Genomic DNA, 8,673 nt, shown 5'->3' with positions numbered 1-8,673 from the left:
TTTTTATCTTACTTCACTTAAGGAACATATTTGATGAATTCACAAATGCGCTACACAGATTACGACCCTTGGGCTTGGTTATATAACGAATCAGAAGCACACCTAGCCTCTCGCCGTTTATTACCAAAATTGGAACAATTAGTCTTATCACATCTTCCTGTTGGAGGGCAAATTCTTGACCTTTGTTGTGGTACTGGACAATTAACAAATCTGCTAATTCTCAAAGGTTATCAAGTAACTGGACTTGATGGTTCAGAAAAAATGTTGCACTATGCTCAAAAAAATGCACCTAATGCTAAATTTCTTTTAGGTGATGCACGCTCATTTGAATTACCAAATACTTTTGATGCAGTTATCTGCACTGATTCTGCTCTTAACCATATTATGAGTCTTGAAGAACTTAAAAGTGTTTTTCGTAATGTATATGCAGCCATGAAGGAAAACACTAGATTCTTTTTTGATTTAGGTCTTGAAAACCGATATCGCAACATAGTATTCAATGATGGTGAACTCCAACAAAACTATGCATGGAGTGTTGGCGAAACCTATAATGCAGAAGCCAAAACAGGTACATTTACAATCACTATCTTTCAACCAAATAATGGTCAATCAAGTAAAAAATATCAACAAATTGACTTGATTTTAAAGCAGATAAAACGCGCTGTTTACAATAATCTTTTGCGCTATCTGAAACCCTCAACATTATTACAACTACTAGATCGAGACTGGGAACATTCTGCAATTACTTTTTCTGTAAAACCTTATTCTCAAGCCGAGATTAAATCAGCATTATCAGAAGTTGGTTTTACAAATGTTAATGCCTATAATCATCAACTTGGTTTAGCTACTGCCAAGGACAATAAATTAGCATATTTTGTAGCTCACAAATCAAAAAAATCATAGCAGGTTGTAATTTTGATTTCCAATTTACAGGAAATTAAACATTTCATAAATTGAAAGCTATTCAATTAATAAATTAATGTAATAGCTGCACATTTAATTACGAATTAGTAATTATTTGGTCAACTTAAAAATAAGCAAAAGCAAGGAGAGAAATTTAATGCAAGTAACAACACTAGATATGAAACAGCAACATTTAACAGCGTTAATTGAACGCTATACCAAACGGACACAGACTTCAAAACAAATGACCCAAGCCTATCGTCCTTTACTAGCTGACCCCAGAGTACCAGACTGGTTTAATCTTTCCACAAAAGAGATGTGCTATCTAATTGTGGGAAAAAAATCTAAAGGATCTCGGATTTGGGACATTGATAACAATGAATATGTAGATATCATCATGGGATTTGGAGCCAATCTTTTAGGTCACAATCCACAGTTTATTCAAGAAGCAATTATAGAGCAACTGGAGAAAGGAATACCTCTGGGACCCCAATCAGAAGTAGTTGGTGAAGTAGCTAAATTAATTAGTGAAATGACAGGTATGGAACGAGTCGCTTTCAGTAATACAGGTACAGAAGCTGTAATGACAGCGATTCGTTTGGCGAGGGCGGCTACAAAGCGCAATAAAATTGTTATATTTTCGGGCGCTTATCATGGTCATTTTGATGGAACTTTAGCTAAAGCCCAAACGAATAAAAATCCTGAGGCAGTACCAATAACACCTGGAGTTTTGCCAGGTATGATTGAAGATGTCTTGATTTTAGATTATGGGAGTTCTCAGTCATTAGAGATTATCAAAACTTATCAAGATGAATTAGCAGCTGTCTTAGTTGAACCTATACAGACGCGACGACCAGATTTACAGCCTCAAGAATTTCTACAACAACTCAGACAACTAACACAAAAATCAGGCATAACTTTAATTTTTGATGAAATGATAACTGGTTTCCGCTTGCATTTGGGCGGCGCTCAGTCCTGGTTTGGTGTGGAAGCAGATATAGCAACTTACGGTAAAGTTGTTGGCGGAGGAATGCCGATTGGTGTGATTGCTGGCAAAGCTACTTATATGGATAAAATTGATGGTGGTATGTGGAATTATGGTGATACTTCTTCCCCTGAAGTAGAAAGAACATTTTTTGCTGGTACTCACTGTAAGCATCCACTATCTATGGCTGCGGCTTGGGCAGTTCTTAAGTATTTGAAATTGCAAGGTTCTTCCTTACAAGCAGAATTAAATCAACGAACTTCACAATATGTAGAAAGACTAAACGTCTTTTTTGCAGCCAAGCATTTACCTATCCGCATGGCTAATTTTGGCTCATTTTTTGGGCCAGTTTTTCGGGAAGAATTTTTGTCTGGGGACGTTGCTTCTATAATGATGGGTCTGGATTTATTGCGCTATCACCTGTTTGATAGAGGAGTTTTGCTGCGAGGAGAGGGCGGTGGTTTCTTATCCACATCTCATACAGATGAAGATGTTGACTATATTGTACAGGCGATGAAAGATAGCATCAATGAAATACAAGCGGCAGGGTTTTTGCCCTAATGGTAGTGCTTAAAAATGTGGATTAAACAAAATACAAAACTTTTGTTTTGTATGTGCATTACCAATACTCAGTCCCTTTTTCGGTCAATAGGGCTATCAATTCGTAAACCCTAATCTAAATTCTGCCCTGATATGACCAAAAATCATTTTTCTGTCCAACTACATTTACTTGTTCCTTGGGATTTACCCATCGAGCAAGAACTCAATGAAGTTGATAAAACTAAGTTATACGAAGCACTTACTCAGTTGTTACTAGCCCTTAAAAAACCTGGAGTTCAAGAAGCACTTATTACCGTTAATCAAGCATTGACAAACTTGGAAATAACAGATGTAATTACAGCAGAAATATCATCTACAGAAACTTCTCTGAAAACTGTTGAAGTGGAAGATTTTGATAATTATTTTGGTGTGATGCATATACAAACTCAGGAACCTGCTAGCTGTCTGGTGAGGAGTTTACTTTTAGCGTATAGAAATTTTCTGGAACTCAGTCAAAATTTTGATGATTTCGACCCTATTCATATAGAAATGCAAAAGAAAGGATTTGAAACTTATACATATTTGTTATCAAGAGTTTTTAGTTTATGTCTGGAGAAAATTTCATGATTGATATTAAAAATGAGCCGCAACAAATTTGGGAAGGATTTCATTGGTCATTTTTTATTAATACTCAAGGTTTGATTATTTGTTTGAGTCGATTTGAAATGAATCTGGCATTAGGCAATATTCCAGAGGCACAAATTGAGTTAGAAACGGCGGCTGAATTGATGATGGCATCAGGGGCAGCGATGGAGCTTGCTGGCAGTTTCAGTAGGAAAGAGTACGAAAACCAAGTGCGGCCAACAATGGCTCCTCCTTACGTTCAATCTAATGACTTCAGTGGACTTATGTCTTGGGAGCATTCTTGGTTGGTGAAGATATGGAAAAGACTCCGACCGGTGTTTGAACGATTACCCGCTGATCTTGAGCCTCAACACCACAAATTAGTAGCTGCTTATTTTAGTTTGGCTAAGTCCCATAAAGCTGTTTGTGAAAAGTTTGGTGGTGGTGAAGTTGGTAGCTTAAGATGTGACAATAGTACTGCTGTGGATGTATTGGATCGATTTTCTCAAAATCGCTGGCGGTTGATTGATCCGAATTTTAAAGTGTCTGCTGGTTGTCCGTTCCATCAACATGAAAAAGCAAATTAATCAGTATTTTGAAATTGATGCTAGAAAAAGAAAGTTTGAAATTACTGTTTGAGGCACTTGAGGAATTGGAATTGGGTTTTCAAGGAATGCCGGAATTTAATTCTCCATGCCAATTAGATGCTATACGGACTGTTTTGTTGGCAGTGGCGACGCGGATGCAGGATAACTTTCCCTATCCTCATCCACTATATGTGGGACAAATGCTAAAACCGCCTCATCCTATGGCTCGTTTGGCTTATATGCTGTCTATGTGGATTAATCCGAATAATCATGCGTTAGATGGAGGACGAGCTAGTACTTTCATGGAAAAAGAGGCGGTTAAGGAAATCGCTCAGATGTTTGGATGGGAAACTCATTTGGGACATCTTTGCGGTGGTGGAACGATCGCTAATTTGGAAGCTTTATGGGTGGCTGGAAAGGTCAAGCCTGGTTTAAAAATTGTTGCTTCACAGCAATCACACTATACACACGAACGTATTTGTGGGGTGCTAGGCCTGCCTTTTGCGGCTGTCAAGAGCGATCGCTTTGGTCGAATGGATGTTAATGCTCTGGAAACTATGCTCCAGGCTGGTGATATTGGTACTGTTGTGGTGACAATGGGTACTACTGCAACTGGGGCTGTAGACCCTCTCCCAGCTATTTTGGAGTTGCGATCGCATTACGATTTTCGCATCCATGCTGATGCTGCCTATGGTGGTTATTTTACTTTGGTAAATAACCTCGCTGATGCCACTAGAACTGCTTTTAATTGTCTGTCTAAGGTTGATTCTCTGGTGATTGACCCTCATAAACATGGTCTTCAACCCTACGGTTGTGGTTGCGTGATTTTCTCCGACCCCACTGTAGGGGCTTTTTATCAACATGAGTGTCCTTTTACTTATTTCACTTCAGATGAGTTGCATCTAGGGGAAATTAGCTTGGAATGTTCTCGACCAGGGGCTGCGGCTGTGGCACTTTGGGCAACACAGCGTTTGCTTCCTTATACTAGGGACGGAGAATTTGCGACTGAACTGAGTAAATCGAGAACGGCTGCACTAACTTTGCAGCAAAAAATTCAAGCTGATGGCAGATTTGTTATACCATTTGCGCCAGAACTAGATATCCTAGTTTGGACTCCCAGAGCCAAGAGTGCTAGTATTGCTTCCCAATTGGCGAAAGATATTTTTACTGAAGCAGCTAAAAAAAATCTACATTTAGCGATCGCTCATCTTCCCATAGAATATTTTATTGATGCCCATCCAGAAATTGAACCTGACCAAGACCACCTGACTTGTCTGCGTTCATGCTTAATCAAACCAGAACACCTTGACTGGGTAGAGGATATCTGGCAAATATTACAGCAAGTAAACAACCAAATACTAACTCCTAAACTCCTAAAACTCCTGACTCCTGACTCCTGACTCCGAACTCCGAACTCCTGCCCCCTGCCTCCTCACGAGACATCAGCATCATGATCAGGCAGAATATCCTCCACATTCCGCAGTTTTGGAAAAGCATAGCCGCTAATCCCAACTAACACAACACATAATGAAGTAATTACATACAAAAGAGCCATACCACTACCAGTTTCTGTACCAAAAATGGGACTCAAGATAGATGACAACAGTCCTCCTGGTTTCATCGCTGGTTCAAAAACTTTGTCAGCTAGTGGGCCAGCAACTAAACTAGCAACTGTACCAATAATCATCCCCATTGTATGGTCAGCAGAAAAAACCCGCCCTTGGATACTTGGCTCAACTTTGGCATACCAGATGGCAATACTGGAACTAAATAATAGGGGAAGGTTGAAAGCAGAACAAAAACTAGTACCAATCCAAATTAATGGTATTTGAGCTATACCGAAAACAATTTTACTCAAGCCAGTACCAATAAAACCCAGCAACATCCCGTTAATTCGCCGCTTAAATCCTCCCCAAATACTTAAAAATGAGCCGCCCACCACGCCACCAACTCCAGCCGCAGTCATAACCACACCTAAAATTTCAGTGTTACCACCTGTGCGGGCGAGAATCATGGGCTGAAAGATAGTTTCCGCTAATTGGTGAGCAAACCAAAAAAACGAGAATGCGATCGTCATGGATAACAAACTCGGTCGTGACAGAATGTAGCGAAAACCAAAGGCTAACTGTTGCCAAATTGTTTCCCCTTCTTTGTTGCTTGTCTCTGTACTAGCAGGTTGAGGTATGGAAAGGAAAATAACTGTTCCTACGGCTATAGCAAAGGTAGCAATATCAATCACAATAATGCCTAATAAACCGATTGCTGGATAAAAAATACCGGCTAAGGCTGGAGAAATGATTGCGGAGGCGTGTTGAACCAAAGAACTCATACTACTAGCACGAGTGTAATGCTGTTTTGGAACCAGCAAAGGGATAGAAGCAGAATAGGCCAGATTTTGGATATGTCCAAAGCAACCAGATATGGCAACCAGCAAGTAAAGATGCCAAATTTGTAAATTGTTAGTAGCGTAGAGCAATCCAATGATGATAGTACAGAGAATGGCGATGGTGTCACCCAAAATTATTAGATATTTACGACGATAACGGTCTACGAGAACTCCAGCAAATAAAGAAACAAATATGAGTGGGAGTTGGTAAAAGAAACTAAATAAGGCTATGGTTGTCACCTCTCCAGTTAATTGCCAAACCCAAATAGTCAGAGCAAAGCGAGTCATGGCACTGCCGATCGCAGAGACGATCTGACCACACCAAATAATCATGAAGGTACGCACGGTAAATATAGAGAATGGGCTACTAAGTCGGCAGGGGGCAGGGGGAAAGAATTAAACACCTATGGTTTAGTTTGTATCTAGCTTTTCGTGAAATGGTATTACACATTCAGAGGAAACTCTTAACAGAAAAAACTCATAAAAACATAAGATTGAAATAATGACACTGTTTTTTTCGCTGCTCGTCATCTTGTAAAAACATCTTTTTTTTGACTGAGCTTTAAACTCAGAACTAAAGTTTATTATCTGTTCCCTGTTAAGAGTTCCCTGTTCCCTTTTTTGTAATCAGTTGCTTAATGGCATACTGTTTCACAGCTTCTAAAGGTTGTTCTTCACCAGAATTAAAAGCAGTCATTACTTGACCGCAGGCTTCCACTCTTGCTAAATAACTACCTTGGCTGCTGTGATCTGGAGAGGTGAAATCAATGCGAACTTCTGCCCAATCTGCATTCCACTCATCGTTTGTTGTATCTTGAGCTAATACTTGACCAGATTTGTGGTATCCAAGCCATTCCCAGCCATGCTGCATCCAAATTTCGCGCTCGACTATTTGCTCAAACTTTGTCATTCCTGACCAACCCCGATAAAACTGACGCAGTTGTTTGACTGGGGTGTTACGCCAAACTAAGGCATCTAAAATATCTGGTTCAATATGTCCCCAAAATTGTCCTGTGGGTAGGTCAAACAAAGTCGGTGCAAATTGATGACCACCAATGTGAGAACAGCGCCAGACTCGCAAATTTCCAGCAGATGCAGCGGCATACTCCTGGCGTAATTTTTGATAAATAGGATAGCCAAACCGAGAACAAGCAACATCTACACTTCCGTGGGTACAAACCAGAATCTCACGAATGTGGTTTTGAGGCTGTTGGTATGGTTGAAATTGATCTAGGTCATGGGGATGTTCTAAAAAACCGGCAGTAAACTGACCGATTTGGCTTTCAGGGATCAAAAATTCTTGCTTTTCAAATTCAGCAAAGTTTGTTGTCGGGCGTTTGTAGTGTAGGGCGCGGACATATCCGGGGATAGAATACTCTCGGTCAGGTGCGATCGCAATTGGCATAACTGGGATGTGCCGATTTTCCAATTCATGAAATAAATCGTGAACTTGGCTGAGAATGGGATCGCTGTGTAAGTGTTCTTCTGTCCAGGGTAGTGCGGCTTCCACAACTAACCAAGTATTGCTTTTATTCGCTGTACCAATAGGGTCTTCACCGTTATTTTTGGAAACAACAGAGCAAAATTGACAATCGGATAAGAGTTTTGGAGTTGTCATTTTCCTAGTGGGGAGAGTAGTTGTTTTTGTAGTTCATTAAGGTAAAGTTCTGTACCAATTGGCCCTGGCAATCCTAGACAAAGATAGACAGGGATAAAATATACTCGACCCTCCTGACTTGCTGGCATAATTTGAGCGATCGCATTTTCTGACCACTGTTGCTTGAGTTTTTGCATCTGAGGTTCAAAGTAATCCTTTTTACTAGGGTGAAGCTGACTAAAGTTTCCACCTAGCAAAATAATTGAATCTGCACTACGAAATTCGGGCAACTTTTCTATAGAAAGTGGTGGGGGAATACTTTTATTTGACGGCACTAAACTTTGCGGAGATACTAATTTAAATCCCAAATTTGTCACCATAGAATCACAGAAACTATCACGACGGGGAAACCTCAACTGCTCTGAAATCGACTGACCAAGAGAGACTAGCATCAGCACTTGAGGATGAGCCGAGACAATGGGAGACAATGCTTTTTGGGCAGCAGCTAATCGCTGTTTACTTTCAGCTAATATTTGTTCTGCTTTTTCAGAACGTCCCAACAATTTAGCAATTGTTCGCAGATTATTTGCAGCATTAAACCTGGGAAATAAGAGTGTTGGCGCAATTTTTGCAAGCATCTCATACTGACTTTTGTTGTGTTCAGTACCTACAATTAAATCTGGTTTGATTTTGAGTAATGCTTCAACAGAAGGACTATTAGCAATGCCTACATTAACTAACTGACCAGTTAATCTCTCCCCCAAATAGGGAATTTGCTGACTAGGATTATTATAATCACCCCGATGCAATGGGACATAATCAGCAAATCCGACTGGCTGCACATCCAGGGAAAGTAGGAGTTCTAATGTATTGGGGCTAAGGGTCACAATTTTCTGAGGTTGTCCGCAAATATTGGTTTTCCCCATTTCATGTTCAATGACTTGGCATTCGGTGCTGGAATACCATTGTTTCTTAACAGTATGTTGAGTTTCCCGACTCACGCAAGCTGTGATCATCAACATGGTGATTATAGCCAGCAAAAAAAATTTTA

General features: G+C 40.0%; 8 protein-coding genes. 5 read left to right on the top strand and 3 right to left on the bottom strand.

Annotated features, from left to right (window positions below):
• Positions 1-33: 33 nt before the first annotated feature.
• The 5 genes from ACOWPH_RS21305 (at position 34) to ACOWPH_RS21285 (ending at position 5,039) form a co-directional block, all read left to right on the top strand.
• On the top strand, positions 34-903 hold the full coding sequence (locus ACOWPH_RS21305) for a class I SAM-dependent methyltransferase (RefSeq protein WP_015217383.1): 870 nt from the start codon (positions 34-36) through the stop codon (positions 901-903).
• Positions 904-1,060: 157 nt separating this feature from the next.
• Complete coding sequence (locus tag ACOWPH_RS21300; RefSeq protein WP_015217382.1) at positions 1,061-2,449, top strand: aspartate aminotransferase family protein; 1,389 nt, start codon at positions 1,061-1,063, stop codon at positions 2,447-2,449.
• A 132-nt stretch (positions 2,450-2,581) separates the two neighbouring features.
• Positions 2,582-3,055, top strand: a complete 474-nt coding sequence (locus ACOWPH_RS21295; RefSeq protein WP_015217381.1) for a hypothetical protein — start codon at positions 2,582-2,584, stop codon at positions 3,053-3,055.
• Positions 3,052-3,639 (top strand): hypothetical protein, encoded by a 588-nt coding sequence (locus ACOWPH_RS21290; RefSeq protein WP_015217380.1) that lies wholly within the window; start codon positions 3,052-3,054, stop codon positions 3,637-3,639. Before ACOWPH_RS21295 ends, ACOWPH_RS21290 begins: the two co-directional genes overlap by 4 nt.
• Positions 3,640-3,656: 17 nt before the next feature.
• Positions 3,657-5,039: a pyridoxal phosphate-dependent decarboxylase family protein gene (locus ACOWPH_RS21285; protein WP_015217379.1), complete on the top strand. Its 1,383-nt coding sequence runs from the start codon at positions 3,657-3,659 to the stop codon at positions 5,037-5,039.
• 32 nt (positions 5,040-5,071) lie between these two features.
• Here the strand turns inward: ACOWPH_RS21285 and ACOWPH_RS21280 are convergent, their stop codons facing one another.
• The 3 genes from ACOWPH_RS21280 to ACOWPH_RS21270 form a co-directional block, all read right to left on the bottom strand.
• Positions 5,072-6,379 (bottom strand): MFS transporter, encoded by a 1,308-nt coding sequence (locus tag ACOWPH_RS21280; RefSeq protein ID WP_280514239.1) that lies wholly within the window; start codon positions 6,377-6,379, stop codon positions 5,072-5,074.
• Between the two features lie 244 nt (positions 6,380-6,623).
• Positions 6,624-7,643, bottom strand: coding sequence for a sucrase ferredoxin (locus tag ACOWPH_RS21275; RefSeq protein WP_015217377.1), 1,020 nt, complete (start codon positions 7,641-7,643; stop codon positions 6,624-6,626).
• On the bottom strand, positions 7,640-8,662 hold the full coding sequence (locus ACOWPH_RS21270) for an iron-siderophore ABC transporter substrate-binding protein (protein ID WP_250855204.1): 1,023 nt from the start codon (positions 8,660-8,662) through the stop codon (positions 7,640-7,642). Before ACOWPH_RS21270 ends, ACOWPH_RS21275 begins: the two co-directional genes overlap by 4 nt.
• Between the last annotated feature and the right edge of the window lie 11 nt (positions 8,663-8,673).

The sequence above is a fragment of the Anabaena sp. PCC 7938 genome, assembly GCF_049315035.1.
Taxonomy (GTDB): domain Bacteria; phylum Cyanobacteriota; class Cyanobacteriia; order Cyanobacteriales; family Nostocaceae; genus Anabaena; species Anabaena cylindrica.
The sequence above is the reverse complement of the archived record's forward strand: the minus strand, read 5'-3'. Positions and strand labels throughout refer to the sequence as shown.